The 26,106-nt window shown below is 69.9% G+C and carries 23 protein-coding genes; 9 read left to right on the forward strand and 14 right to left on the reverse strand.

Annotated features, from left to right (window positions below):
- Positions 1-929: 929 nt before the first annotated feature.
- Positions 930-2,825, reverse strand: coding sequence for a translational GTPase TypA (gene typA, locus BLR21_RS19080; protein ID WP_090007192.1), 1,896 nt, complete (start codon positions 2,823-2,825; stop codon positions 930-932).
- 166 nt (positions 2,826-2,991) lie between these two features.
- On the opposite strand from typA, the gene BLR21_RS42550 reads away from it, so the two are divergent.
- Positions 2,992-3,147: a hypothetical protein gene (locus BLR21_RS42550; protein ID WP_176929698.1), complete on the forward strand. Its 156-nt coding sequence runs from the start codon at positions 2,992-2,994 to the stop codon at positions 3,145-3,147.
- 157 nt (positions 3,148-3,304) lie between these two features.
- Here the strand turns inward: BLR21_RS42550 and BLR21_RS19085 are convergent, their stop codons facing one another.
- A complete protein-coding gene (locus BLR21_RS19085) occupies positions 3,305-3,607 on the reverse strand; it encodes a YciI family protein (protein ID WP_030482187.1) in 303 nt (100 codons plus the stop codon).
- A gap of 180 nt (positions 3,608-3,787) precedes the next feature.
- Between BLR21_RS19085 and trpS the strand changes: the two genes are divergently transcribed.
- Positions 3,788-4,711 (forward strand): tryptophan--tRNA ligase, encoded by a 924-nt coding sequence (gene trpS / locus BLR21_RS19090; RefSeq protein ID WP_090007434.1) that lies wholly within the window; start codon positions 3,788-3,790, stop codon positions 4,709-4,711.
- On the opposite strand, the gene BLR21_RS43830 is transcribed toward trpS, so the two are convergent.
- From BLR21_RS43830 to BLR21_RS19105, 3 genes are read right to left on the reverse strand one after another with little or no spacing between them, the layout of a single operon-like run.
- Complete coding sequence (locus tag BLR21_RS43830) at positions 4,704-5,477, reverse strand: (deoxy)nucleoside triphosphate pyrophosphohydrolase (RefSeq protein WP_256334788.1); 774 nt, start codon at positions 5,475-5,477, stop codon at positions 4,704-4,706. The two genes, trpS and BLR21_RS43830, sit on opposite strands and share 8 nt — an antisense overlap.
- A 9-nt stretch (positions 5,478-5,486) precedes the next feature.
- Positions 5,487-6,743: a sensor histidine kinase gene (locus tag BLR21_RS19100; protein ID WP_090007193.1), complete on the reverse strand. Its 1,257-nt coding sequence runs from the start codon at positions 6,741-6,743 to the stop codon at positions 5,487-5,489.
- Positions 6,740-7,441: a response regulator transcription factor gene (locus BLR21_RS19105; RefSeq protein ID WP_256334789.1), complete on the reverse strand. Its 702-nt coding sequence runs from the start codon at positions 7,439-7,441 to the stop codon at positions 6,740-6,742. Before BLR21_RS19105 ends, BLR21_RS19100 begins: the two co-directional genes overlap by 4 nt.
- A 167-nt stretch (positions 7,442-7,608) precedes the next feature.
- On the opposite strand from BLR21_RS19105, the gene BLR21_RS19110 reads away from it, so the two are divergent.
- Genes BLR21_RS19110 through BLR21_RS19120 form a run of 3 tightly spaced genes read left to right on the forward strand, consistent with a single transcriptional unit; the run spans position 7,609 to position 10,492 of the window.
- On the forward strand, positions 7,609-8,682 hold the full coding sequence (locus BLR21_RS19110) for a LolA family protein (RefSeq protein ID WP_090007195.1): 1,074 nt from the start codon (positions 7,609-7,611) through the stop codon (positions 8,680-8,682).
- Positions 8,679-9,683: an ABC transporter ATP-binding protein gene (locus tag BLR21_RS19115; RefSeq protein WP_090007196.1), complete on the forward strand. Its 1,005-nt coding sequence runs from the start codon at positions 8,679-8,681 to the stop codon at positions 9,681-9,683. Before BLR21_RS19110 ends, BLR21_RS19115 begins: the two co-directional genes overlap by 4 nt.
- Positions 9,680-10,492 (forward strand): ABC transporter permease, encoded by an 813-nt coding sequence (locus BLR21_RS19120; RefSeq protein WP_090007197.1) that lies wholly within the window; start codon positions 9,680-9,682, stop codon positions 10,490-10,492. The genes BLR21_RS19115 and BLR21_RS19120 overlap by 4 nt, the downstream gene beginning before the upstream one ends.
- On the opposite strand, the gene BLR21_RS19125 is transcribed toward BLR21_RS19120, so the two are convergent.
- Genes BLR21_RS19125 through BLR21_RS19140 form a run of 4 tightly spaced genes read right to left on the reverse strand, consistent with a single transcriptional unit; the run spans position 10,489 to position 14,793 of the window.
- Complete coding sequence (locus BLR21_RS19125) at positions 10,489-11,244, reverse strand: SDR family oxidoreductase (RefSeq protein ID WP_090007198.1); 756 nt, start codon at positions 11,242-11,244, stop codon at positions 10,489-10,491. The two genes, BLR21_RS19120 and BLR21_RS19125, sit on opposite strands and share 4 nt — an antisense overlap.
- An 11-nt stretch (positions 11,245-11,255) precedes the next feature.
- A complete protein-coding gene (locus tag BLR21_RS19130) occupies positions 11,256-12,209 on the reverse strand; it encodes an ABC transporter ATP-binding protein (RefSeq protein WP_090007199.1) in 954 nt (317 codons plus the stop codon).
- On the reverse strand, positions 12,209-13,828 hold the full coding sequence (locus tag BLR21_RS19135) for an ABC transporter permease (protein WP_090007200.1): 1,620 nt from the start codon (positions 13,826-13,828) through the stop codon (positions 12,209-12,211). The genes BLR21_RS19130 and BLR21_RS19135 overlap by 1 nt, the downstream gene beginning before the upstream one ends.
- Positions 13,792-14,793: a thiamine ABC transporter substrate-binding protein gene (locus tag BLR21_RS19140; protein WP_090007201.1), complete on the reverse strand. Its 1,002-nt coding sequence runs from the start codon at positions 14,791-14,793 to the stop codon at positions 13,792-13,794. Before BLR21_RS19140 ends, BLR21_RS19135 begins: the two co-directional genes overlap by 37 nt.
- A 137-nt stretch (positions 14,794-14,930) precedes the next feature.
- Here BLR21_RS19140 and BLR21_RS19145 point away from each other — a divergent pair, with 137 nt between their 5' ends.
- Positions 14,931-15,224: a 4a-hydroxytetrahydrobiopterin dehydratase gene (locus BLR21_RS19145; protein ID WP_030482175.1), complete on the forward strand. Its 294-nt coding sequence runs from the start codon at positions 14,931-14,933 to the stop codon at positions 15,222-15,224.
- A 2-nt stretch (positions 15,225-15,226) separates the two neighbouring features.
- Here the strand turns inward: BLR21_RS19145 and BLR21_RS19150 are convergent, their stop codons facing one another.
- From BLR21_RS19150 to ychF, 3 genes are all read right to left on the reverse strand, one after another.
- Complete coding sequence (locus BLR21_RS19150; protein ID WP_090007202.1) at positions 15,227-16,435, reverse strand: mannosyltransferase; 1,209 nt, start codon at positions 16,433-16,435, stop codon at positions 15,227-15,229.
- 291 nt (positions 16,436-16,726) lie between these two features.
- Complete coding sequence (locus BLR21_RS42555; protein WP_090007203.1) at positions 16,727-16,882, reverse strand: DUF6131 family protein; 156 nt, start codon at positions 16,880-16,882, stop codon at positions 16,727-16,729.
- A gap of 141 nt (positions 16,883-17,023) precedes the next feature.
- Complete coding sequence (gene ychF, locus BLR21_RS19160; protein ID WP_090007204.1) at positions 17,024-18,103, reverse strand: redox-regulated ATPase YchF; 1,080 nt, start codon at positions 18,101-18,103, stop codon at positions 17,024-17,026.
- An 80-nt stretch (positions 18,104-18,183) separates the two neighbouring features.
- Here ychF and BLR21_RS19165 point away from each other — a divergent pair, with 80 nt between their 5' ends.
- Together BLR21_RS19165 and BLR21_RS19170 are read left to right on the forward strand one after the other, a co-directional pair.
- Positions 18,184-19,470 (forward strand): bifunctional transcriptional activator/DNA repair enzyme AdaA, encoded by a 1,287-nt coding sequence (locus BLR21_RS19165; protein WP_090007205.1) that lies wholly within the window; start codon positions 18,184-18,186, stop codon positions 19,468-19,470.
- Positions 19,467-19,964: a methylated-DNA--[protein]-cysteine S-methyltransferase gene (locus BLR21_RS19170; RefSeq protein WP_090007206.1), complete on the forward strand. Its 498-nt coding sequence runs from the start codon at positions 19,467-19,469 to the stop codon at positions 19,962-19,964. Before BLR21_RS19165 ends, BLR21_RS19170 begins: the two co-directional genes overlap by 4 nt.
- Positions 19,965-21,052: 1,088 nt before the next feature.
- On the opposite strand, the gene BLR21_RS19180 is transcribed toward BLR21_RS19170, so the two are convergent.
- Together BLR21_RS19180 and BLR21_RS19185 are read right to left on the reverse strand one after the other, a co-directional pair.
- Entirely contained in the window at positions 21,053-23,929 is a 2,877-nt protein-coding gene (locus tag BLR21_RS19180) for an AAA family ATPase (RefSeq protein ID WP_090007208.1), read from the reverse strand.
- Entirely contained in the window at positions 23,926-25,065 is a 1,140-nt protein-coding gene (locus BLR21_RS19185) for an exonuclease SbcCD subunit D (RefSeq protein ID WP_090007209.1), read from the reverse strand. The genes BLR21_RS19180 and BLR21_RS19185 overlap by 4 nt, the downstream gene beginning before the upstream one ends.
- Positions 25,066-25,164: 99 nt before the next feature.
- On the opposite strand from BLR21_RS19185, the gene BLR21_RS19190 reads away from it, so the two are divergent.
- Positions 25,165-26,076, forward strand: a complete 912-nt coding sequence (locus tag BLR21_RS19190) for a DNA recombination protein RmuC (RefSeq protein WP_090007210.1) — start codon at positions 25,165-25,167, stop codon at positions 26,074-26,076.
- Positions 26,077-26,106: the final 30 nt, after the last annotated feature.

Raw genomic sequence — 26,106 nt, forward strand, 5'->3', positions numbered from 1 at the left:
GTGGGCTGCTGTGCGAGTGGTCGGCTTTCGGGGGGTTGGGGAGCGTGCGGGTCGGCTTGCGTGGGCTTGTCGCGTTCCAGCGGGGTGGTCACCTGCCGTGCGGGCGGTCGCCCTGCGTGGGCGGGCGGGTTGGGGGCGTGCGGGTCGGCTTGCGTTGGCCTGTTGCTGTTCCAGCGGGGTGGTCACCTGCCGTGCGGGCGGTCACCGTGCGTGGGTGGCTGGGCGGGCAGTACCGGGTCGGTGCCGGTCATCGCCGCTGCGCGTCGATAGCGATTGGGGCTTGACCTTGAGCCTCTGGCGGGATGCTTGACGGCCGGAAAAGGCCGGGCTGAAAAGCGCCCGGCCGTGCCCATGAGGGGAGCATCCCGCCCACTCAAGGTCAAGCCCCAATCGCCGGGGTTGGTTGCGTCATCACCGCTTGACCAGCAGGGAGAGGTCCACACGCCTCGGCTTCGCCATTGCCGTTGGCGGAAGGGCGGCTTGGCTTCGCCGTTGCCCTTCGCGTGCGGAGGGACGCCTCGGCTTCGCCATTGCCATTGGCGGCAGGGGAGGCTCGGCTCCGCCGTTGCCCTGCGTGTGCGGGAGGGACGCCTCGGCTTCGCCGTTGCGTTGGGCGGCAGGGTGGCTCGGCTCCGCCATCGCCCTGCCCGCGCGGCTTGAGTCCCGCCGCGCCCCAGGGCCTGGCTCTGACCGCTCTTCTGGTCAGGGCCAGCCCCACCCCTCACATCGGCCATTCCAGTCGTCCAGGCCGCCCCCAACCCTGCCTTCAGGCCGTTCCTGCCACCGGCGCCGTCCGGCTCAGGCCTCGTCCGGCCCAGATCACTCCTCCACCGCGCCCCGTCCTGCCCCCTGGCAGCACCCCGGACAAGACGAAGGGCGGCCGGGCCATTGGCCCGGCCGCCCTGTCAGGCGTTACGTCAGCGCTGGTGTCAGCCGCGCGCCTTGAGACGCGAGCGCTCGCGGCCTCGCAGGTTCGCGTCCAGGGTCACCTTGCGGACGCGGATGACCTCCGGGGCCACCTCCACGCACTCGTCGGAGGCGCAGAACTCCAGCGCCTCTTCCAGCGAGAGCTTGCGGGGGCGGGCGAGGGTCTCCATCACGTCTGCCGTGGAGGAGCGCATGTTCGTGAGCTTCTTCTCGCGGGTGATGTTGACGTCGAGGTCCTCGGCGCGCGGGTTCTCGCCCACGACCATGCCCTCGTAGGCGTCGGCGCCCGGCTCCACGAAGAAGGTGCCTCGGTCGGCCAGCTGGATCATCGCGTAGGCGGTGATGGAGCCGGTGCGGTCGGCTACCAGGGAGCCGTTGTGGCGGGTGCGGATCTCGCCCGCCCACGGGGCGTAGCCCTCGGAGACGGCGTTGGCGATGCCGGTGCCTCGGGTCTCGGTGAGGAACTCCGTGCGGAAGCCGATGAGGCCTCGTGACGGGACCACGTAGTCGAGCTTGATGCGGCCGGTGCCGTGGCCCGACATGTTCTCCATGCGGCCCTTGCGGTTCGCCAGCAGCTGCGTGACGGCGCCGAGGTGCTCCTCGGGGCAGTCGACGGACAGGCGCTCGAACGGCTCGTGGATCTTGCCGTCGACCATGTGCGTGACGACCTGGGGCTTGCCCACGGTCAGCTCGAAGCCCTCGCGGCGCATCTGCTCGACCAGGATGGCCAGCGCCAGCTCGCCGCGGCCCTGCACCTCCCAGGTGTCCGGGCGCTCGGTCGGCAGGACCTTCACCGACACGTTGCCGACGAGTTCGGCGTCGAGACGCGCCTTGAGCACGCGGGCGGTGAGCTTGGTGCCGCCGTTGCGACCCGCCAGGGGCGAGGTGTTCACACCGACGGTCATCGAGATGGCCGGCTGGTCGACCGTGATCCGGGGCAGCGCCTCGGGGGTCTCGGCGTCGGCCAGCGTGTCACCGATGGTGATGTCCGCGATGCCGGCGATGGCGACCAGGTCACCCGCACGAGCGAACTCGGCCGGGACGCGGTCCAGCGCCTCGGTGATGAGGAGCTCGGTGATGCGGACCTTGACGGGCTCGCCGTCCTCGCGGCACCACGCCACGGTCTCGCCCTTGCGCATCGTGCCCTGGTGGATGCGGCACAGTGCGATACGACCGAGGAAGGTCGAGGCGTCGAGGTTCGTGACGAGCGCCTGCAGCGGGCCGTCGACGTCGACGTGAGGGGCGGGGATGTGGTCGAGCAGCACCTGGAACAGGACGTCCAGGTTCTCCTCGTCCGGCAGGCCGCCGTCCTCGGGCTGGTTCAGCGACGCACGACCGGCGCGCGCCGAGGCGTAGACGACCGGCAGGTCCAGCACGGACTCGTCGGCGCCCACCTCGGTCGCGAGGTCGAGCAGCAGGTCGTGGGCTTCCTCGACGACCTCGGAGATCCGGGCGTCGGGGCGGTCGACCTTGTTGACCAGCAGGATCACCGGCAGGCCGGCCGAGAGCGTCTTGCGCAGGACGAAGCGCGTCTGGGGCAGCGGGCCCTCGGACGCGTCGACCAGCAGGACGACGCCGTCGACCATCGCCAGCGCACGCTCGACCTCGCCGCCGAAGTCGGCGTGGCCGGGGGTGTCGACCACGTTGATGATCACGTCGCCGTCCGGCGTGTGCCTGCGCACAGCCGTGTTCTTGGCGAGGATCGTGATGCCCTTCTCCCGCTCGAGCTCGCCCGAGTCCATGACCCGGTCGACGAGCTCGGCACGCGCGGAGAAGGCGCCAGACTGGCGCAGCATTGCATCGACCAGGGTGGTCTTACCGTGGTCGACGTGCGCGACGATCGCGACATTTCGCAGGTCAGTTCGCGTCTGAAGGACAGACACGGTGGCCGTGGGCACGCAGAACTCCTATGAGCTTCGAAGGCGTTGGAGGGGCTCGCGCCGGACACTTCGATGCGCAGGGCCACTACTGATACTACCGGCTGCGTCGCCATTACCACACAAGAGTGCCAGTGAACTGAGCCTCACCTACTCTAGCGATACGTGTCGGAGTGGAGTTCAACCAGTGGGCAAAAAGCTCAAGAAGAAGTGCTGCCGGTCGAAGCCCCAGTGCAAGCGCTGCCCGGTTCCGTTCCTGCTCAAGGAGCGTGACAAGGCCAGGAAGAAGGCCGCGAAGAAGGCTGAGAAGGCGGCCAGGAAGGCCCTGAAGAAGGCTGCCTGAGACCCACCCGGGTCCAGGCCTCCGCCAGCGTCACTCGACCGGGAACGACGGCCAGAGGACAGGTGTCGAAGCTCACCTGCCCGGCGGCGGGTCCCGGACACACGGCGCCACCCCGGTCGCCCAGCGCGGCGATCGAGTGGCTGGCCGAACCGGAGGCCTAGCTCTGCAGCACGGCCTCGTTCAGCTTCAGGAGCTCGGGCGCCGTCCGCGTCGCCTCGAACTCACAGATCTCGTACTTCACCAGTTTCTGCTCGGCCCACGGGTCCGTGGCGAGCAGCGCTTCGAGCTTGCCCCGCGGCATGGGCCGCGTGATGATCACGCCGCCCGTCCTCGGCACCTGACGCCCCGAGGCGAGGAAGAGACCTCGCTCGTACTGCTTCTCGACCCAGGCTCGATGGTCGGGCAGGGCGTAGTCGATCTGTTCCAGTGGCGCGGCGTACTTCAGCAGCACGATGAACATACGTTGACGGTAGACCTATACTCATGATCGTGCGCACGATGAACGCCTTCTGGCGGGCCGCTTTCAGGCGGCCGGAGTAGCTGTGCGCAGAGTTCACCACTGACGCAACACGAGCCGCCCGCGACGGGCGGCTTTTTTGTGCGTTTCGTCGGGGCGGTCCTGCACGAAAGGACCAACGTCATGATCCGGCTCTCCGCCATCACGCCCTCCGGCCAGGTGCACCTGGGCAACTACCTCGGCGCGCTGCGCACGTGGGCTCGTGAGGGCACCGACGACGACGTGTACTTCATCAGCGACCTGCACGCGATGACGTCGTCACACAACCCGCAACGGCTGCGATCCATGACGCGGGAGCAGCTCGCGGTGCTCATCGCGTCCGGCATCGCCCCTGCCAGCGTGTGCGTGCAGAGCGATCTGATCCGCGAGCTGGGGGCGCTGAACTGGGTGCTGGAGTGCACCTGTACGTACGGGGAGGCCGCGCGGATGATCCAGTTCAAGGAGAAGTCGCTCGGCCGCGACTCGGTGCGCCTGAGCCTGCTGACCTATCCGGTGCTGATGGCCGCGGACATCCTGCTGCAGGGCACCGCGGAGGTGCCGGTCGGCGAGGACCAGCTCCAGCACGTCGAACTGGCCCGCGCGCTCGCCCGGCGGTTCAACCACGCCTACGGCGACGCGTTCATCGTGCCGACCGCGGTGGTGCCGAAGGTGGGGGCGCGCATCAAGGACCTCTCGGACCCGGCACGCAAGATGGACAAGTCGGCGCAGAACTCCACGGGCGTCGTCTTCGTGCTCGACGACCCGGACCTGGTGCGGCGCAAGGTCCGCAGGGCCGTGTCGTCCACCGAGGGCATCGCGAACCTGACCGAGATCCTGGCCTCCTGCACCGGCAAGGACCCCGAGGACTACACGAGCAGGTTCGCCGACCTCAAGAACGTCGTGGCCGAAGCGGTGATCGAGGAACTCCGTCCCGTGCGCGACCGCACGCTGGAGCTCCTCGCCGACCCCGCCGAGCTGGACCGGATCAGGGCGTCCGGCGCGGAACGGGCCCGTGAACGCGCCCAGCACCGGCTGAACGCGGCCCTGCGCCTGTCCGGGCTCAGTTGAGGAGTTCCTGAAGGGCCGGCACCAGCACGCGGTCGGCGGGCAGCCAGTCCAGGCCGGGCAGCTCGCCGGCGGTGAGCCACCGGACAGCGTTGTGCTCCAACGCTTCCGGCTCACCGCCGGCGAGTTCCGCGGCGAAGATCCGCAGCACCATGTCCTTCTTCAACGGCACGTCCGGCCCGACCTGCTCGCCGACGACAACGGAGACACCCAGCTCTTCCACGCACTCGCGCACCAGCGCGTCCGCGGGCTTCTCGCCGGGCTCGACCCGCCCACCGGGCAGTTCCCACTGCCCCGCATGGCTTTCCGGGTAGGACCGCTGCTGCGCCAGCAACCGTCCATCCCGGACGATCGCCGCGCCCACCACGACCCTGGCCGCGCGCAGCTCCTCGCACCGCCGGGCGAGCGACGCCGAGCGCTTCTCCAGCACCCGCAACGCCATCCCGCGCCCGACCGTCACGTCCGCGAACCGGCCGACGACACCGCGTACCGAAGTCCACGAGACCCGGTCGACCACCATCGTCCCGGCGGCGGTCGCCACGAGATCGGTGTGCAGCTCCAGGAAGTCACCGGCCGCGGACACACCGGACAGATCAGCGCGCGTGACCGTCAGCCGCACCCCGAACGGCCCGGTGAGCACGTCTCCCAGGCACAGCAACGGTCCCGGGACCCCCACCCCGAACCCCGTGATCAGCGAGGTGTCCAGCAGGGCACCCGCGACAACGGGGACAGGCGCGTCGACCAGCGCCGACGCTCGCAACTCTGGCACCAGAGCTTGCTACCAGGACGGCCAGCGGATCTCCAAACGCGCACCACCGGCAGGTGACTCCGCGGCACGGACCGTCCCGCCCCTCCGTTGCACGAGGTGCGACACCAGGGCCAGCCCGAGACCGAACCCTCCGGACCGGCGGCCGCGGTCCTCCTCCACCCGGTAGAACCGGTCGAACACCTTCGCGCGGTGCTCGGCGGGGATGCCGTGCCCGTCGTCGTCCACGAGCAACCGCACGTCCCGCCCGACCGGCACCAGCGTCAGCGTGATCGTCGAGTACGCGTACCGGGCGGCGTTGCGCAGCAGGTTGTCCAGCACCAGCTCCACCTCGGAGCGCCTGGCCGACACCAGGCACGCCGACGGCGGGGCGGTCAGCCGCACCAGCAGCTCCGTGTCCAGCCGGGAGATCGCCGCCTCGGCCTCCAGCACCAGGTCCACGGCCTCGGCGCGCGGTGGCGCCGCCGTGTCCGCGCGGGCCAGGATCAGCAACGACTCCACCAGGGCGCTGAGCCGGATCGACTCCTCGACCACCGACTCCAGCACCTCGATGGAGAAGTCGGGATCCGGGTGCGCCACCGCGACCTCGGCCTGCGCCCGCACGGACGCGACCGGCGACCTCAGCTCGTGCGCCGCGTCCCCGGTGAACCGCCGCAACCGGTCCGTGGCCTCGTCCCGCCGGGCCAGCAACGCGTTCAACGCCTCGGCCAGCGCCTGCAACTCGTCGCGCGACGGCGGCACCGGCAGCCGTTCACCGTGCGGCAGCTCCCCCGCCGCGACCCGCATCCGTTCCACCGGCCGCAACGACGAGCGCACCGACAGCCACGTCGCGATCCCCACCAGCCCGGCCACCAGCACCGCCGCGACGGCCAGCCAGCGCGAGCCGAGCGTGTTGGCCTTCCCGTACCCGAGCAACGTGCTCGCGTAGACCTCCAGCCGGGGCGTCCCGTCCGCGGAGAACACCACCTGCCCGCGGAACCGGTGCGCGGACTCCCCCTCCAGCCGCAGCACGGGTTCCCCGGATCTCAGCGTCCGGATGTCCTGCGTGGTCAGCGGAAGCGGCGGCTTGCCGTCCACCGGCACGCCGGCCACGTCCAGCACCCGCGGCGGCGACTTCTCCAGCGCCTGGTCGACCGCGGTGATCTGGATCAGCCCGATCAACGCGGGCGCGAGCCCCGTGAACGCGAGCAGGCACAGCAACGCGACCCCGGTGGCCACGACGGTGATGCGGAAGCGCAGCGTGCGCCGCAACCACCAGCCAGGACTCACTTGTTGCCCAGCGCGTTGTCCAGGTCCGGCGTGGACGCGATGTACCCGTGCCCGCGGATGGTCCGCACGACCTCGCCGGCCCCCACGGCGTCCAGCTTGCGCCGGAGGTACCCGACGTAGACCTCGACGGCGTTCCTGGTCGCGGCCTGCTCGTCTCCCCAGACGGTCCGCAGCAGCTCGTCCTTGGTCACCACGGACCCCGCCCGCGACGCCAGCACGTCGAGCACCGCGTACTCGCGCGGCGACAGCGACACGTCGTGCCCGCCCCAGCTGACCTCGCGCAGCCCGCGGTCGATCACCAGGTGCCCCAGCGTCAGCCTCCGGCGCGCCCCGCCACCCCGTCGCAGCAACGCCCTGACCTGGGCCACCAGCACGACGAAGCTGAACGGCTTGACCAGGTAACCGTCGGCGCCGAGGTCCAGGCCGTCCGCCTGGTCGACCTCCCCGTCCTTCGCGGACACCATCAGCACGGGCGTCCGCACCCCGTCGGCGCGCATGCGCTGCAGCACGCGGTAGCCCGACAGCCCGGGCAGCATGATGTCGAGCAGCACCACGTCGAAGGCCCCGGTCAACGCGACCCGCAACGCCGTGGGCCCGTCGGAGGCGGTGACGACCTCCATGCCCTCGGCCGAAAGGCCACGCTCCAACGCCCGGCGCACGCCGACTTCGTCGTCCACGACCAGCACTCGAGGCTTCACGGGTCACAGCATGCCGCGCGCGGCTCTCAGCTGCGCGCAAGATCTCAGCCGACTCTCAGGAAACACCTGGGAACAGACACAAAACCGCAGGTGGGAGTAGTCTCAGCACCATCTCAGCAACCCACCGCCAAGCTATGGGTACAAGCCCTTGGAGGAGGGGACCACTGATGAACAAGCGAAAGGTGACCCTGGCCGCTGCGGCGGCCGGTGTGATCACCGGTGTGGCAGGGCTCAGCCTTGCCGCCATGCCAGCGGGTGCGGGCCAGCCGCCATCACTCCCGGACGTGTCCGCGGAGTCACTCGTCGAACAGGTGCTGACGAGCAAGCCGGGTGCGTTCGGCGGGACCGTGGAGGTCGACAACAAGCTCGGCCTGCCGGCGCTCGCCGAGATCCCGCAGCTCGCCGACGGCAAGCACAGCGCCCGGATCTGGACGGACGGCAACGGCAAGTTCCGCGCCGCCCTGCCGAACGGCCAGTCCGAGCAGACCATCGTGAACGACGGCAAGATCACGTGGTCGTGGAACTCGGCGAACAACGAGGTCACGAAGGCCGAGCACAAGGCGGACCAGCCGAAGCCGGACGAGCAGAAGGCCCAGGCGGTCGACCCGGCCGCCGCGGCCAAGCAGGTCGTCGGCATGACCAAGGAGTTCAGCGACATCACCGTCGACGGCACCGCGCGAGTCGCGAACCGTGCCGCCTACGAGCTCGTGCTGACCCCCAAGGCCAGCGAGAAGACCCTGATCCGCGAGGTGCGGATCGCGGTCGACGCCGAGCTGAAGATGCCGTTGCGCGTGGCCGTGCTGACCAACGGGGCGAGCGAGCCCGCGGGCACGGTCGGTTTCAGCGAGATCAACGTCGGCGCGCAGGACCCGAAGCTCTTCGAGTTCACGCCGCCGGCCCAGGCCAAGGTCACCACGCCGGAGGCCAAGGAGCAGAAGGACCGCGACCGCGGCCCGGAGCTCGGCCTGGAGCAGGCGTTGCAGGGCAAGGACCCGCAGATCTTCGGCACGGGCTGGGACACGGTCGTCGGCGCACGCATTCCGGCCGAGGCCATGACCCAGGTTCCCGCCGAGGCTCAGGGCCTGGTCGACAAGTTCACCAAGAAGGTCAGCGGTGCCTGGGGTAGCGGCCAGATCTTCAACACGAAGGTCGCCACGATCCTGATCGCGGACGACGGTCGTGTCGTCGCGGGTGCCGTGCCCGAGCAGGTCCTGTTCGACACGATCGGACAGGTGAAGTGACCACCTCGACCAGCGCGCCGGCGACAGCGCCCAGCAAGACAGCTGTCGCCGCGCGGACCAAGGGTCTGCGCAAGGAGTACGGGAGCACGGTCGCCGTGGACCGCGTCGACCTGGAGCTGCCGGAAGGTGCCGTGCTCGGCATGCTCGGACCCAACGGGTCCGGCAAGACGACCACGATCCGGATGCTGCTCGGGTTGGTCCGCCCCACGCAGGGGGAGATCGAACTGCTCGGAAAGCCGCTGCCAGAGGGAGCCGAGCAGGCGCTGCCGCACGTGGGCGCGCTGGTCGAGGGTCCGGGGTTCCACCCGTTCCTCAGTGGACGGGAGAACCTCGTCAGGTGTGCCGCGTTCGAGCCGCTGCTGCCTCGCAAGGAGATCAAGCAGGCAGTCGAGGACGCCCTCGAACGCGTCGGGCTCGCCCAGGCGGCCCACCGCAGGTACCGGGGTTACTCGCTCGGCATGAAGCAACGTCTCGGCCTGGCCGCGGCGTTGCTCGTGCCGCGCAGGCTCGTCGTCCTCGACGAGCCGACCAACGGCCTCGACCCGGCCGGCACGCGGGAGATCCGCAAGATCATCGCGGAACTGCACGCGGCCGGCAGCACCGTCCTCGTCTCCAGCCACCTGCTGAGCGAGGTCGAGGCCACCTGCACGCACGTCGCGGTGCTGCACCGCGGCACCGTGGTGGCACAGGGAGAACTGACCGAACTGCTGCAGGCGGGCGGTTCGGCGCTCCAGGTGATCACCCCGGACGTCGAGAAGGCGCTGAGCGCTCTCCGGCAGGCCAAGATCTCCGCCCGTCCGCTCGGCGAGGGCCTCCGGGTCGAGCTCGCCGGGACGAGCGCGCCGCAGGTGATCGAGACGCTCGTCCAGGGCGGCGCCCGTGTCTTCGAGGCGACCCGCTGGAAGACCGGCCTGGAGGAGCTGTTCGCACGGCTCACCGAGGCCGAGGAGGCCGAGCGCGGAATGTCCGCTGTGGACACTCTGGACGGGGGACGGCGATGATCACGCGGCAGTTCGGTTCCGAGGTGCGCTGGATGCTGCGCCGGCCGCGGACCCTCATCGGGTTGTTCGGCCTGATCCTCGTCCCGATCCTCATCAGCTTCGGCATCTGGACCGCGAGCGACGACGGTGAGAGCGGCGGCGGGCCTCCCGGGCTCGGCGCCATCCTGCAGGGCAACGGCATGGTCGTGCCGATCTTCACGTTGTTCCTGTCGCTCAACCTGCTACTGCCGCTGGTGGCGTCGATCTGGGCGGCGGACGGCCTCGCGGGCGAGGCCCAGCACGGCACGTTGCGCGGCCTGCTGGTCGCACCGGTGTCACGCGTGCGGCTGCTGTTCGTGAAGCTCTTCGGCCTCGCCGCGATGTCGCTGTTCGCCGTCACGCTGATGGCCGTCGTCGGCATCATCGCGGGCACGGCGTTCCTCGGCACCGACGGCATGATGACGCTGTCCGGCACCACGCTCTCGACCGCGGAGGGCCTGGCGCGCATCGGTCTGTTCATCCTGCTGGTGACGTTCCAGATGGTGGCGATCGGCGCCGTCGCCCTCGCCGTCTCGTCGACCACCGAGCATCCACTGGTGGTGCAGGCGGCGACGATGACGACGATCATCGTGTTCCAGGTGCTGGGGCAGTTCACCTCACTGGACTGGCTGCACCCGTTCCTGATCACGACGGGCTTCCCAGGGCTGATCGACGTGATGCGCGATCCGATCCCGTTGGGGCAGATCGGTGACAGCACACTGCTCGCCGGGTGCTACCTGCTGATCGGCACCGGCCTGGCGGCCATCCGCCTGGTCACGAAGGACAGCTAACGCCGGAAGCCGCCCTCGCTGTCGATCACCTGCCCGGTGATCCACGCGGCGTCGTCGGTGCACAGCCAGGAGATCAGCCGGGCGGCGTCGTCCGGCTGACCCCAGCGCTTCAACGGCATCCGCTCATTGACGACGTCGGTCAGCTCGGGCCCGGCCCAGCCGGTGTCGGTCGGACCGGGGTTCACCGCGTTGACGGTGATACCCCGGTCCGCCAGTTCGTGCGACAGCGTCGCCACGATCGCCGCCAGCGCGCCCTTCGATGCCGCGTACGCGATCTCACCCGGCATCGGCCCGAGGTTCTGCCCGGACGTCATGAACACGATCCGCCCGCCATCAGCCCTGTTCCACTGACGGGCAAACGCTTGCGCGAGCAGAATCGACGACCGTGTGTTCACGGCGTAGTGCTCGTCGAGCATGGCGGCGTCCAACGCCCCCAGCGGCCCGTCGCCACCAGACCGCGCGTGATTGCACACCAGCACGTCGACGCGTCCGCAAGCCTTCACAGCCGCAGCCATCAGCTCGTCCGGTGCTTCGGGTCGTGCCAGATCCACGCCCAGTCCCCGAGCGCCGATGTCTGCCAGCACCTCGTCCACGACATCCGCGCCCCACGGCTGCCCGGCGTCATGCGCGACGTGGTGCTGCACGAACAGGTCCGCGCCCAGCCCGGCCAGCCGCTGCGCGATCGCGTACCCGATGCCCTGCCGCCTGCTCACGCCCGTGACGAGCGCGACCCGTCCTTCGAGAGATCCCATAGGACTCACAGCTAACCGATGCGGGCGACCCCGTCCAAGTCAATTTCGAGCCGGACCCGGTCCCCGATCTCGGTCATCGGCCCCACAGCCTCGTACTCCTCGCCGTCGATCTCCACGAGCAGCCGCACGTGATCGCGGCGATGGACCCGCTCCACCACCGTGCCCTCGATCAGCCCGTCGGAGTCGACCCGCAGCGCCGTGGCCCGCAGCCCGACCCGTTCCACGTCCAGCCCGACGAACGAGCCGGGCACGAACTTGTTGCAGCCCAGGAACTTCGCGGTCTCCACGTCCACTGGCGACGACCACACCTCGGCCGGCGGGCCGACCTGGACGATCCGGCCGCGCGACATGATCGCCACCCGGTCGGCCAGCGTGAAGGCCTCGTCGTGGTCGTGCGTCACGACCAGAGCCGTGGTCGCGGCCTCGCGCAGCAACCGCGCCAGGTCGACCGCCAGCTGTTCGCGCAACGCCCTGTCCAGCGCCGACAGCGGCTCGTCCAGCAGCAACAACCGGGGCGAGGGAGCCAGGGCCCGCGCCAGCGCCACCCGTTGCTGCTCGCCGCCGGACAGCTGCGTCACCCGGCGATCGGCATAGCCTTCGAGCCCGACCAGCTCCAGCAGCGACAGCACGCGCTTGTCCCGCGCCTCGCGTTCGACCTTCTTCATCCGCAGGCCGAACGCCACGTTCCCGGCGACCGTCCGGTGCGGGAACAGCTGCCCGTCCTGGAAGACCAGCCCGAACTCGCGCCGGTGCACCGGGACGCCGGCCAGATCGGTGGTGTCCCAGGAGACAGACCCCGAGGTGGGCTTCTCCAGCCCGGCCACCGTGCGCAGCAACGTCGACTTGCCGCACCCCGACGGCCCGAGCAGCGCCACGACCTCGCCGTCCGCCACCGAAAGCGACACGTCCGACACCGCGGCCGTCTGTCCATAACGGACGGTGATCGAGTCCAGTTCCAGCGCCATCAGAACTCCCCGCTGCTCGGCACGCGCAACCGCTCGATCAGCAGCACGCACCCGACCGTCACGACCATCAGCAGCGCGCACGCCGCGTAGGCCATCTGGCTGTTCAACTCCCCCGGCCGCGACATCAGCCGCGCGATCACCACCGGCAACGTCGGCGCGTCCGGCCTGGCCAGGAAGCTCGTGGCCCCGAACTCCCCCAGCGCCACGACGTACCCGAACCCGGCCGCCGCCACCAGGGACCGCCCGACCAGCGGCAGGTCCACCTCGCGCCACACCCGCGACGGCGAGGCGCCCAGCGTCGCCGCCGCCTGCCGCAGCCGTTCGTCGACGGCCCTGAGCACCGGCAGCACCATCCGCACGATCAACGGCGTCACCACCAGCGCCTGCGCCAGCGGCACCAGCAGCGGCGACGTGCGGAAGTCGCCCGGCAGCGCGTCCATCGTGATCAGGTACCCGAAGCCGACCGTCACCGCGGACACGCCGAGCGGCAGCATCAACGCGGTGTCCAGCACCTCGGCGAAGCGGGCCCCCGACCGCCGCAACCCGACCAGCACGACGGCCGAGAACACCCCGACCACCAGCGCCACCAGGGTCGCGTCGAAGGCCGTCCGCAGCGAGTTCACCGCGGCGTCGATGCCGGTGACCGCCAGCGTGCCGCGGTCGCCGCGCGTGTTCAGCGCCACGTACCCGGCGAAGCTCCAGCCGTCCCTTGTGGACAGTGAGCGTGTCACCAGCCCGACGACCGGCGTCAGCAACGCCACCACGACGGCGAACGCGGCGAGAACCACGTACCACTCGCCACCGGACGGCCGTCGCGCCAGCTCTTCCCTGTCCCGCAACGCCAGCGCGGTCTCCCGGCGGCGCCGGGCCAGCGCGCCCAGCACCAGCACCGCCAGCACGGCGGCGAACTGCAGCAACGACAACGCCGCCGCCCCGGACAGGTCGAACAGCTCGACGGTGCGCAGGTAGATCTCGGTCTCCAGCGTCCGGTACTTCGACCCGCCCAGTACCAGCACGACACCGAAACTGGTGGCGCAGAACAGGAACACGACCGCCGCGGCCGACCCGATCGCCGGCGCCAGCGCGGGCAGCACCACCGACAGGAACGCACGCGGCCGCGATGCACCCAGAGCACGGGCCGCGTCCTCAGCGCGTCGATCCGTGTGCGCCCACAACCCACCGACGGTCCTCGCGACCACGGCCACGTTGAAGAACGCGTTGGCCAGCACGATCGGCAGCACTCCGCCGTCCGGCCAGAACGTCCGGAAGGCCAGGCCCACCACCACGGTCGGCAGCACGAACGGCACCATCACGGCGGCCCTGATCAGCCCGAGCCCGCGAATCCGGCACCGCGCCAGCACGAACGCCAGCGGCATCCCGGCGACGACCGCCACGACCGTCGACGCCAGCGCCTGTCCCAGCGTGAAGCCGACGAGTTCCCAGGTGTCGCTGTCGGACAACGCCGACAGCACACCACCTTCGCGCAGCCCGAGCGACACGATCGCCAGCACGGGCCAGGCGAAGAAGAGGGCCAGGAAGGCCAGCGGCAGCAGCGCCGCCGCCGACCACCCCGTGCGGGAACTCAGCCCTGCACGAGCTTGCGCCACTGCTCGACCCATGCCTCGCGGTTGTCCTTCACCTTGTCCGCGGGCAGGGCCTGCGGGTTCGGCGGCAACGGCGCGTCCTTGGCCCACGACTCGGGCAGCGCGACGCCCTCACGCGACGGGTAGACGTACATCTGCTCGGCCACCTGGGCCTGGAACTTCTCGCCCAGCAGGAAGTCGAGGACCTTCTTCGCGTCCTCGGGGTTCTTGGCGCCGGACAACACGCCCGCGTACTCGACCTGGCGGTAGCACGTGTCCAGCACGGCCTTGGTCCTGCCGCCCTCGGCCGACGGCGACGACGCGTAGGACACGACGATGGGCCGGTCACCCTTGGTGGCGGAGAACTCCTGGTTGTAGGCCTCTTCCCAGCCGCTCACGACCTTGACGCCGTTGGCCCTGAGCTTGGTCCAGTACTCCTGCCAGCCGTTCTCGCCGTACTTGGCGATCGTGCCGAGCAGGAACGCGAGACCGGGCGAGGACGTGGCCGGGTTCTCGACGACCAGCATGTCCTTGAACCTCGGGTCGATCAGGTCGTCGTACGACCGGGGCTCGACGCCGCCGAGCTTGGCCGGGTCGATGTTCAGGCACACGTCACCGACGTCGACGGCCTGCAGGCGGTTCGAGTCGTCAGCCTTGTAGCGCTGCGCGCCCTTCGAGGCCTCCGGCGAGGCGTACTCGGCGAACACGCCCTCGTTCAGAGCCCGTGAGGCGAACGTCGAGTCGACACCGAACGCGACGTCGCCGATCGGGTTCGACCTGGTGAGCACCAGCTTGTTCGTGAGCTCGCCCGCGTCACCGCTCGCGAGCTGCTTCACGGTGATCCCGGAGGACTTCTGGAACTCCTCCAGCACCTCCGGCTTCACGGCGAACGAGTCGTGCGTCACCAGCGTGACCTCGTGCGACTGCGGCGCCGTCGACGTGCCGGCCGAACAACCGGTCACCGCCACAGCAGCGACGACGGCAGCAAGAATCCTTCTCACAGCAAACCTCTCCCTACGCCGGTATGACCCGGATCAGGTGGACGGTCGAGGGCTTGCGAGCCCTCCTCTCAGCCCGGCGCTTCACCGGACTCCCGTGGTAACGCGCAGCCTACGTGACGTGGTGGGACGATCAGGACATGGCCGAGCTGTTGAGCGACGATCAGTTGAACGACGTGCTGCCCAAGCTGCCCGACTGGAGCGCCCAGGACGCGGCGCTGGTCCGGACCGTGGAGCTGGCGAGCTTCTCCCACGCGATCATGGTCGTGAACCGGATCGCGGAGATCGCGGAGAACGACAACCACCACCCGGACATCGACATCCGCTACAAGACACTGACATTTCGCCTGAGCACGCACTACAAGGGAGGAATCACCGCGCTCGACGTGTCCCTCGCCGAGGAGATCGACGGGGTCCTGGACGCAATGGCCTGACCTCAGCCGACCACGCGGCTGGGTTCGGCGGCTTCCTCGCCGGCGGGCAGCGGCTCGTCTCGCCGGCGCCGGGCCGCCAGCCCGATCGCGGCCAGCGTGAGCATGCCCGCGGCCGGATAACCCCAGCCGAGCAGCACGAAGTACCAGGGCCGCGGGAAGTCCCAGATGTTCGGCTGGGCGAGCAGCAGGAACGAGATCAGGTAACCGCCGGTCAGCAGCACCCACAGGCCGGCGGTGATCCTGCACAGCAGGTGTCCGCCCTCGTAGATCAGCCACAGCAGGGCGGGCACCATCCACACCCAGTGGTGGCTCCACGAGATCGGCGAGACCAGCAGGCCGAGCATCTGGACGCTGACGATCAACGCCAGCGCGTCCTTGGTCCTGCTGACCGCGAACCACGTCAGCGCGGCCACGACGAGCACGGCGACGATGTAGATCGGCCCGGTCTTGACGTCGTACCCGACCGTGCGGCTCAGGGCGCCGCGCAACGACTGGTTGATCGCGCTGCCGACCGGTCCGACCCGGCTCGCGTCCCCGAGCAGCTGGAACCAGAACTTGTCCGACTGGGACGGCGAGATGGCCCAGCCGATGCCGTACACCGCGACAAAGGCGACGAACGACCACACGGCGGCCATCCACCGCCGCTGGATGAGGAAGTAGAGCCCGGAGATCGCGGGCGTGAGCTTGATGCCGGCGGCGAACCCCACACCGGCACCGCCGACCCAGTTCCGTGCGCTGGCGAGCGTGCCGATCAGGATCGCGACCAGCACGAGGTTGATCTGGCCGTAGTTGAGCGTGGTGCGGACCGGCTCGATCCACAGCGTCAGCGCGGTCCACATCATGGCGCGGCGCGGGTCCTGCAGCTTCAGCAGCTTCAGGCTGGTGCGCACGATGTAGTAGAGGCAGCCCAGGCAGATGAGCTGCCAGATCCAGCGCGACGCCTCCCACGGCACCCAGCTCATCGGCGTGAAGATCGCGGCCGCGAACGGCGGGTAGGTGAACGGCAGCGGGAACACGTCCGCGTACTGGTCGAGCCGCCACTCGTAGAGGTCGCCGGAGAACAGGTGCGGCGACCCGTTGCGGTACACCAGCAGGTCGATCATGGTCATCTTCGCCTGGAAGGCGACCATGAACAGGTGCCCGGCGACCGACAACGCGAGCAACCACGGTGCTACGGAGAGCACACGCGCTTCCACAGCACGGAGTTTCACCCCGAAAACGTTACCCGAGGCAACGAAACGGGGTACCCCGGCGTCATTAGGACGGGAGAGATCGCAAGAGGGAGTTTTTCTGATCATGTCAGTTGATCTTGTAGTTGCCGCTGTCGCCGCTCTGGCCATGCTGGGGGTCGCGTTCGGAGTGTTCGCCGCTGCCGCACGCGCCAAGAACAACGTGTAAAGCCGTTGTGAGACACAAAGAAGGGGCAACCGTCCCCCAGTGATTGAACACTGTGGACGGTTGCCCCTTCTTCTTTGTCGTTCCGAGAGTGTTTGGTACGGCGTTTAGAAGTAGTGCGCCCTGCCGCCGATCGGCTTGCCGACCGCGCCCAGCACGGCGAGAATCGCGCCGATCACCAGCAACACCACGCCAAGCGTCGTCAGGATGCTGATACCAGCCAGCCATCCGACGACGAGCAGGATCAGTCCGAGGACGATCATGACACCTCCAGGTGGGGAATCCTGGTCTAGAGGTACCCGGCGGAGGTCGGTACAAACCTCGCTTCATGCATTCGTCACCGATACAATCAGCGTGTCCATTGTTCGACAATTACCGAACAATGCACGTAAGCAGCCTGACGGTCAGACGTTGAAGCGGAACTCCACCACGTCGCCGTCGTTCATGACGTAGTCCTTGCCCTCCATGCGGACCTTGCCCGCCGCCTTCGCGTCGGCCTTCGAGCCCGAGGCCACCAGGTCGTCGAACGACACGACCTCGGCCTTGATGAAGCCCTTCTCGAAGTCCGTGTGGATCACGCCGGCGGCCTGCGGGGCGGTGGCGCCCTGCGGGATCGTCCAGGCGCGCGCCTCCTTCGGGCCCGCGGTGAGGTAGGTCTGCAGGCCGAGGGTGTGGAAGCCGGCGCGGGCGAGCGAGTGCAGGCCCGGCTCCGGCTGGCCGATCGACTCCAGCAGTTCCAGCGCCGACTCCTCGTCGAGCTCGAGCAGCTCCGACTCGACCTTGGCGTCGAGGAACACGGCGTCGGCCGGGGCGACGAGCTCGCGCAGTTCCTTCACGCGGGCGTCGTCGGTCAGCACGCCCTCGTCGGCGTTGAAGACGTAGAGGAACGGCTTGGTGGTGAGCAGGGAGAGCTCACGCAGCAGTTCACCGTCTACTTCGGACTGCGCCGCGAACAGCGTGCGGCCCGCGTCGAGGATGTCCTTGGCCTTCTTCGCGGTCTCCAGGACGGCGCGGCGGTCCTTCTGCATCCGCGCCTCCTTCTCGATCCTCGGAATGGCCTTCTCGAGGGTCTGCAGGTCGGCGAGGATCAGCTCCGTGTTGATCGTCTCGATGTCGCTGGACGGGTCGACGCGGCCGTCGACGTGCACGACGTCCGGGTCGTCGAAGACGCGGATGACCTGGCAGATCGCGTTCGCTTCGCGGATGTTCGCGAGGAACTTGTTGCCGAGGCCTTCTCCCTCCGACGCGCCCTTGACGATGCCGGCGATGTCGACGAACGACACCACGGCGGGCACCTCACGCTCGGAACCGAAGATCTCGGCGAGCTTGGAGAGACGCGCGTCCGGCAGCGGCACGACGCCCACGTTCGGCTCGATCGTCGCGAACGGGTAGTTCGCGGCGAGCACGTCGTTGCGCGTGAGCGCGTTGAACAGGGTGGACTTGCCAACGTTGGGCAGGCCGACGATACCGAGGGTCAAACTCACGGAGAGCGAGTCTACGGCAGGGGACGGTCGTGTCCGATTTCCGCGAGCTATTGCTCGTTCCCGCTGGCAGGATCGATGGCATGGTCATTGACGAAGAACACGCGTACCGGGTGTGCTCCGCACGTGACGCCCGCTTCGACGGGTGCTTCATCCACGCGGTCCGCACGACCGGCATCTACTGCCGGCCGTCGTGCCCCGCGGTGACCCCGAAGCGCCGCAACAGCCAGTTCTTCCTGACGGCCGCCGCGGCGCAGTCGGCCGGTTTCCGCGCCTGCCGCCGCTGCCTGCCCGACGCCGTGCCCGGCTCCCCCGAGTGGAACCTCCGCGCGGACCTGGCCGGCCGGGCGATGCGCCTGATCAGCGACGGCATCGTGGAACGCGACGGCGTGACGGGCCTGGCCGGAAGGCTCGGCTACTCGGAACGCCACCTCACCCGCGTGCTGACCGCCGAACTGGGCGCCGGTCCGCTGGCCCTGGCCCGCGCCCACCGCGCCCACGCCGCCCGGCTGCTGATCGAGACGACCGAACTGCCGTTCGCCGACATCGCGTTCGCCGCGGGCTTCGCGTCGGTGCGCCAGTTCAACGACACGATCCGCATGGTGTTCGCCTCGACACCGTCCGACATGCGGGGCCGCGGCAAAGCCCCTGTCGGCACGCCGGGCCGCATCGTCCTGCGCCTGCCGTACCGGGCGCCGTTCGACGCCACGGGCCTGCTCGCCCACTTCCGGGCGCACGCGTTGCCCGGCGTCGAGGAGGTGACCGCCGACTCCTACGCCCGGACGCTGTCACTCCCGCACGGCGAGGCAACGGTCCGCCTGACGTTCCCGGCCGACCACGTCCTGTGCTCACTGCGCCTCGCCGACGTGCGGGACCTGGGCGCGGCCGTCTCCCGCGTCCGCCGCCTCCTCGACCTCGACGCCGACCCGATGGCCGTCGACGAGTTCCTGGGCGCGGACCCGATCATCGGCCCCCTGGTCCGCGAGACCCCCGGCATCCGCGTGGCGGGCAGCGTCGACGGCGCCGAGACCCTGCTGCGCCTGGTGGCCCCGTTCACCGGCGTCCCGCTGCAGATCCCGGACGGCAACCTGACCCACCTCTACGCGGCCGGAGACCACCCCGTCACCGAGGCGCTGGCGAACGGCAGACTCGTCGTGGACGTGGGCCGCTCCATGGAGGACCTGACCGAAGAACTGACCCCGTTGGCCGGCCCAGCGGTGGCCGACGAGGTGGCCATGCGAGTGCTGGGCGCACCGGACGTGCTGGTGCTCCCCCGAGCCTCACGACACCTGACTTCCCACGGCCCGGACTGGCGGCCGTGGCGCTCCTACGCCGGAGCACACCTGACGAGGAAGGCAGCAACATCATGACCGTCGCGCACACGTCCACTGTGGACACCCCGGCGGGGCCGTTCACCGCGATCGTCGCGCCGGACGGAGCAGTGCTCGCCAGCGGCTGGACCGCCGACCTGGCCCTGCTGACGCCCCAGATCCACGCCACCCTGATGCCGTCCGAGATCACCACGCGACCGGACCTGGGCGACGTCACCAAGGCGACCATCGCCTACCACGAGGGCGACCTGACGGCGATCGACACGATCGAGGTCCGCCAGAAGTCGGGCCCGTTCCTCCAGCACGCCTGGGACGTCCTGCGCACGGTGAAGGCAGGCGAACCGGTCACCTACTCCGAGTACGCCGAACTCGCCGGCCGCCCGGCCGCGATCAGGGCAGCGGCCTCGGCCTGCGCCCGCAACTCCGCGGCCCTCTTCGTCCCCTGCCACCGAGTGATCCGCATCGGCGGCAACATGGGCGGCTTCCGCTGGGGCCTGGACGTCAAGCGCTGGCTACTCGCCCACGAGAACTAACCGACGAGATCGATCTCCGGCACGGCCACCGCGGACACCAGCTCGGTCCCACACCGAGGACAAGAGCAGGCCTCCGGAGCCGCGCCGGACCTCAAGCACCCCTCGATGCCAAGCCACTCACCAACCCCGTCGTCCCGGCACGTGTGGCAACCAACGCGATAGTTGAGCTGCACCCACGGCTCCGCAGTCAGTTCCGAAGCCTGCACCTCGGGCTCCACCAGGTCACTGAACGGCGCCCACCACGACGAGATCCGGCACCGCAACCTCCGCTCGGCACCATGATCGGAGGCATCGAACGCACTGACACGCACCGGAGCCGGATGCTCGCCGCCGGAACAGAGCCCGTACGGCATGCCGTGCTGCAACCGCACAACGCGCCCGACCCGCAGACAGACAAGGCAGTCATGAACGAAGTCGAGCCGGTTCGACCACACGAAGTGGGCAGCCGGACTGACGGTGACGCGGGCGGTGACTTCCACGTGGGACAGCACGAACCGAGGTTAGAGCCGCCGCCCGACCCCGTCCACACAGGACACCGCGCACAACGGGGCTACGGGGCAACCAGTCGACGGGTGACGCGCGACGGGGCAACCAGACGACGGGCGACGGGCGACGGGCGACGGGGCGACGGGGCGACGGCGGAGCCGAGCCACCCTGCCGCCCAACGCAACGGCGGAGCCGAGGCGTCCCTCCGCGCGCGAAGGGCAACGGCGGAGCCGAGCCGCCCTGCCGCCAATGGCGATGGCGGAGCCGAGGCGTGTGAACCTCTCCCTGCCGGTCAAGCGGTGATGACGCAACCAGCCCGGCGATTGGGGCTTGACCTTGAGTGGGCGGGATGCTCCCCTCATGGGCACGGCCGGGCGCTTTTCAGCCCGGCCTTTTCCGGCCGTCAAGCATCCCGCCAGAGGCTCAAGGTCAAGCCCCAATCGCTATCGACGCGCAGCGGCGATGACCGGCACCGGCCCGGTACTGCCCGCCCGGCCACCCACGCAAGGCGACCGCCCGCACGGCAGGCGACCACCCCGCTGGAACGCGACAAGCCAACGCAAGCCAACCCGCACGATCCCAACCTCGGCCCCCAGGCCCCATCACCCCAGCGACATCTCCAAAGTCGACCCAGTCCGAGCCTTCCGAACCCTCAACCGAGTAGGAATCCGCTGCCGCAACTCCTCAACATGCGACACCAACCCCACCACCCGCCCCCCAGCACGCAACTCGTCCAACGTGTTCATCACGATGTCCAGCGTGTCCGAGTCCAACGTCCCGAACCCCTCATCAACGAACAGGGTGTCCAGCAACGCCCCACCGGTCTCGTTCGCCACCACGTCAGCCAACCCGAGCGCGAGCGACAGCGAAGCGAGGAACGACTCCCCGCCGGACAGCGTCTTGGCCGGCCGGGCCCGCCCCGAGTAGTCGTCCAGCACGTCGAGGTTCAGCCCTCCGCGGGTCCCGCGCGCACCTGCCGTGTCGGAGTGCACGAAGCTGTACCGCCCCTGGCTCATCCGGTGCAGCCGGGCGGAGGCGGCGACCGCGACCTCCTCCAGCCTCGCCGCCAGCACGTACGACCTCAGGGTCATCTTCTTGGAGTTCTGCCCTCGCCCGTTGATCACGTCGGTCAGCGCGTCCAGCTCGGCGTAGGTGGCCTCCAACGGCTCCAGGGACTTCCATTCGGCACGCAGCCGCGCGGCCAGCTCACCGACGCGCTCGAACGCCGCACGGGCACGAGCCAGGCCGGTGGCGGCCGACGAGGCCGCGGACCGGGCGGAGGACGCCGCCGCTGTCACCTCGGCCAGGTCCACCTCGGCGGCCGGGTCTACCTCGGCCAGTTCTTCCAGTGTCGCCGAGGCGGAAGCACGTGCGCGCTCCCAGGCGGCGATCTTGTCGTCCAGCGCCTGCAACTTGATCGCGGGGCGGGCGGCGGCGAGGGCGGCGTCGATGTCGGCGAAGCCTGCGGCGGCGGCCTGGCTGGCGACCAGGTTCCGCTGTTCCTCGATGCGGGCGGAGGCGCCGTCGCGGGCCGCGCGACGGTCTGCCAGTTCCACCAGGGCCTTCGACAGTCTGAGCAGGTGGTCGCGGCGGGTCAGGACGTCGTCGTGCTCGCCGCGCGCCTTGTCCAGCCGGGCGCCACGCTCCTCGACCACGGTCACCAGCGACGCGTGCTCGGTGCGCAGGCCCACCAGTTCCCGCTCGACCTGAGCCTTCTCCTCGCCCAGCTGGCGGGTCTTGGCTTCCAGGCCGACGAACTCGTTCTGGCGCTGCGAACGCGTGCGGGCCAGCTCCAGGGCCGCGCGGTACTCCGCGACGGCGGCGGCGGGCTCGTCCGAACCCAGGGCCTCCCAGCAGGCCTGGATGCGCAGTTCGGCGGCGTGCGCGGCGCGCTCCGCCTCGTTGCGGCGGTCCAGAGCGGTCTGTTCCTCCTGCGCCGCGTCTTCCTCGTCGGTCGCGCCGACGCCGCCGAGCATCGGTTGCGCGGGCGCGGGGTGTGACGGTGAGCCGCAGACGGCGCAGGGCTTGCCTCGTTTCAACGCCGCCGCGAGTTCGATGGCCATGTTCTCCAGGCGCTGGTGGCGCACCTGCTGGAGGACGTCCTTGGCCTTCTGGTGGATGTCGATCGCCTCGTGCAGCTGCTTTTTGGTGCGCTCCAACGCTTCCCCCGCCTCCGGCAGAGCGAGGGCGGCGTCCGCGCGGGACTTCAGCGACTCCAGGCGGGCCGAGGCTTCCGCCGCCGCGTCCAGCTGGAGACGGCATTGGGCTAGGCGTTCGGGCAGCACGTCCAGTTCGGCGCCGAGAGCCAGCAGACGGCGTTCGACCTGGTAGGAGGAGTTCTTCAGCACCGACAGCCTGCGCACGTCGGACTGCTGGCGTTCGGCTTCGGCGGCCAGTTCGCCCAGGCCGCCCGCCTCCTCGCGGTAGCGCTCGGCGTCCTCGCGCAACGACGAGCCGGTGTAACCCAGGCGCTCCAGCGACTCGCGCGCCTGGGCCTCGTCGCGGACGGCGAACTCGTAGGACTGCTGCAGTTTCGCGATCTCACCGAACGCCGGCACGACAGGGATCGCGCGGCGGGCGGCGTCGCGTTCGGCGAACCACGACGCCGAGTCGGCGGCCTCCACGCGGGCCAGCAGCTCGCGGGCCTCGCGCACCCGGCGGATCTGCTCGGCGTGCACGCGGGCCTGGGCCAGCAACGCGTCCGCGCCGTCGGCCACGCCCGCCGTCTCCTCCGACAGCGCACCGGCCTCCGCCACGGCGGCGGAAAGGCGCTCCAGCACGGATTCCAGCCAGCCCGGCTCACACGACGGCTCGCCGCCGGCGGCTTCCGCCACGCGGTGCATGAGCTCGTCGGCACCCTTGCGGCGTTCCTCCAGCACCCGGCCGGCGGCGACGCGCCTGTCGCGGAACCACTTCTCCACGTCGAGGAACCGCTCGGTGCCGAAGAGCTTCTCCAGCAACACCTCTCGTTCGGCCGTGTCCGAGCGCAGGAACCGCGCGAACTCGCCCTGCGGCAGCAGCACGACCTGGAAGAACTGCTCGTACGACATGCCCAGCATGTCCTCGACCGCGCGCGCCACGTCGTCGATGCGGGTGATGCCCTCGCCGTCCCAGCCCGCGAGCCAGGTCAGCGTGCACTTCGCGGGCTGCGTGGTGAAGCCGCCGCCGCGCTTCTTCGGGCGGTCGAACTCCGGCGAGCGCACGATTCGGAAGCGCCGCGACTGCACCGTGAGCTCCAGCGACACCTCCGTCGGCACCCGGGGGTCGGCGTACTCGCACCGGAGCTTCTTCACGTCGCCACGCGCGCCCGGCACCCGGCCGAACAACGCGAACGCCACGGCGTCGAGCAACGTCGTCTTGCCCGCGCCCGTGTCGCCGTGCAGCAGGAACAGCCCGTCCGCGCCCAGCTCGTCGAAGTCGACGGCCTCGGGCTTCGGGTAGGGCCCGAACGCTGTCAGTTCCAGGCGGTGCAGTCTCATTGCTCCTGCTCCCTCGCCACGGACGCGAACGCCTCGCGCAGCAACGCCTTCTCCGCCTCGGAAGGCTCGGAGCCGCGGGCGTCCGACACGAAGCAGCAGGCCACTTCCTCGTCGGAACGGCCGCGCACCCGGTCCGCGTAGGTCATGTTGTGCTGCAGACCCTGCTCCGGCCGCCACTCCACGTGCACCGCGTGCTCGAACCGCTTCTGCAACTGCCGCAACGCGTCCATCGGCCGCACGTGGTCCGTCAGCACGACCGACAGGAAATGGTCTTCCAGCGGCGTGTGCGCCGGGTCCTCCAGCACCTCGGCCAGCGTCCCGCTCACCACGGCCAGCTCCCGCGGCACCGGCAGGTCACGCCTCTCCACGCCGACGAGCCCGCCCGCGTCCAGCTCGACCAGCCACACCGACTTGCGGTGCCGCGCCTCGGAGAACGAGTACGCCAGCGGACTTCCCGAGTACCTCAGGTTCTCCGCCAGGGTCTGCGGCCCGTGCAGATGCCCGAGGGCCACGTAGTCGACGCCCGCGAACACCTGCATCGACACGTCCTGAACGCCACCCACCGCGATGGTGCGCTCGGACTCCGACGGTGCCCCGCCCGTCACGAACGCGTGCGCCAGCACCACGGAACGCGAATCCCTCGATGCCAGATCGGCGCGAATGCGCCGCATCGCCTCACCGAGCACGGGCGCGTGCCCCTTCTCCGGCACCCCGAGCACGTGCCGCGCGGGCTCCGGCTCCAGGAACGGGATCCCGTACACCGCGACGGGTCCGTGCTCGTCCTCCAGCTCGACGGGCTTGTCCAGCAACGAGATCTGCGTGCGCAGGTACAGCCCGCCCGCCGCCGCGAACTCCCCGAACACCCCGATCCGCGCCGCCGAGTCGTGGTTGCCCGGCGTGATCACGATCTTCGCCCCGGCCGCGCGGATCCTCATCAGCACCCGCGCGCACAACGCCACCGCGTCGGCGGACGGCACCGCGCGGTCGTACAGGTCGCCCGAGATGACCACGACGTCGACCTTCTCGGACGACACCAGGTCAGCGAGGCCGCCCAGCACCGACTCCTGCTCCACGAGCAGGTCGCGGCCGTGGAAAGTGCGCCCCACGTGCCAGTCGGAGGTGTGCAGGATCCGCATGGCCCCAACCGTAGAGACGGGGTCCGACAAAACTCCGGGAGGGTTCCCGGCGTGTCACCCGATCGAGTTCAACATCTCTGGGGGAGCATCATCGGTGCCGTGACCGCAGTGATCATCACCGCCTCGCTCGTCCTGGCGCTCGTCTGCGCCGGGGCGCTGGTGTTCGTCTACCGGCTCTACCAGGACAGCGTCCGGCGCACCGACGAAGCACTCCGGGCCATCGGCTCGGAACGCGCGCGCTACGACGCCCAGCAGCAAGCCCTGCAACGCTACGAAGTGGCGTTCTCCAGCGTCAGCGGACGCGGTGAACTGGGCGAACAGGTGCTCGTCGAAACAGCGCGCGCACTCGGCCTGAGGGAAAACCTCCACTACACACTCCAGACGGACGTGGCGGGCGGTGGCGCGGTCCGGCCCGACATGGTGCTGAACGTCGGCGGCGGCCGCGCGGTGCCGGTCGACTCGAAGATGTCCATGGCCACCTGGGCCGAAGCCGTCGAGACGGACGATCCGCGGGAACGTCAGGACGCGCTGCGGGTGCACGTCCGCAACATCCGCTCCCGCGCCGCCGAACTGGCCGGCAAGGGCTACCAGCGCTGGGCCGACGCCATCTACGGCACGATCATGTTCGTCCCCAACGACGGCGCGGTCGTGGCGGCCTTGGACACCGATCCCGAACTGCTGCGCTGGCTGCTCGACCGCCGCGTCTTCCTGTGTGGCCCGACCGGCTTCGCCGTGATCGCGTCGAGCGCGATGTTCGCGGTCACCGAACGCGCGCTGGCCGACGACGTCGAGCAGGTCAGGCTGCAGGCCGGCCGCGCGAACAGGGCCGCCGACTCCGCCATCGACGCCGTCAACCTCTCCACCACGCACCTGCAGCGCTTCCTGAGCGCCCGGCGCAGGGAACTCGACGCGCTGGAGGGTTTCCGGGCGAGCGTGGAGCCGCTGACGGACGCCTCCGCCACCCCCACGCCCCTGCCGCTCGTCCGAAGGGCGGACGAACAGTCCGCATAAAACGCACGCAGTGTGCCCGCAGGTTGCTTC

The organism is Lentzea albidocapillata subsp. violacea (assembly GCF_900100275.1).
GTDB lineage: Bacteria > Actinomycetota > Actinomycetes > Mycobacteriales > Pseudonocardiaceae > Lentzea > Lentzea violacea.

Bases quoted from the DNA above. Each gene is read 5' to 3' on its own strand.
- BLR21_RS19120 (WP_090007197.1), top strand. From the start codon at position 9,680: ATGATCACGCGGCAGTTCGGTTCCGAGGTGCGCTGGATGCTGCGCCGG.
- BLR21_RS19125 (WP_090007198.1), bottom strand. From the start codon at position 11,244: ATGGGATCTCTCGAAGGACGGGTCGCGCTCGTCACGGGCGTGAGCAGG.
- BLR21_RS19180 (WP_090007208.1), bottom strand. From the start codon at position 23,929: ATGAGACTGCACCGCCTGGAACTGACAGCGTTCGGGCCCTACCCGAAG.
- trpS (WP_090007434.1), top strand. From the start codon at position 3,788: ATGATCCGGCTCTCCGCCATCACGCCCTCCGGCCAGGTGCACCTGGGC.
- BLR21_RS19130 (WP_090007199.1), bottom strand. From the start codon at position 12,209: ATGGCGCTGGAACTGGACTCGATCACCGTCCGTTATGGACAGACGGCC.
- BLR21_RS19170 (WP_090007206.1), top strand. From the start codon at position 19,467: ATGACCGTCGCGCACACGTCCACTGTGGACACCCCGGCGGGGCCGTTC.
- BLR21_RS42555 (WP_090007203.1), bottom strand. From the start codon at position 16,882: ATGATCGTCCTCGGACTGATCCTGCTCGTCGTCGGATGGCTGGCTGGT.
- BLR21_RS19085 (WP_030482187.1), bottom strand. From the start codon at position 3,607: ATGTTCATCGTGCTGCTGAAGTACGCCGCGCCACTGGAACAGATCGAC.
- BLR21_RS19185 (WP_090007209.1), bottom strand. From the start codon at position 25,065: ATGCGGATCCTGCACACCTCCGACTGGCACGTGGGGCGCACTTTCCAC.
- BLR21_RS19145 (WP_030482175.1), top strand. From the start codon at position 14,931: ATGGCCGAGCTGTTGAGCGACGATCAGTTGAACGACGTGCTGCCCAAG.
- BLR21_RS19165 (WP_090007205.1), top strand. From the start codon at position 18,184: ATGGTCATTGACGAAGAACACGCGTACCGGGTGTGCTCCGCACGTGAC.
- BLR21_RS19135 (WP_090007200.1), bottom strand. From the start codon at position 13,828: ATGGGTCGAGCAGTGGCGCAAGCTCGTGCAGGGCTGAGTTCCCGCACG.
- BLR21_RS19110 (WP_090007195.1), top strand. From the start codon at position 7,609: ATGAACAAGCGAAAGGTGACCCTGGCCGCTGCGGCGGCCGGTGTGATC.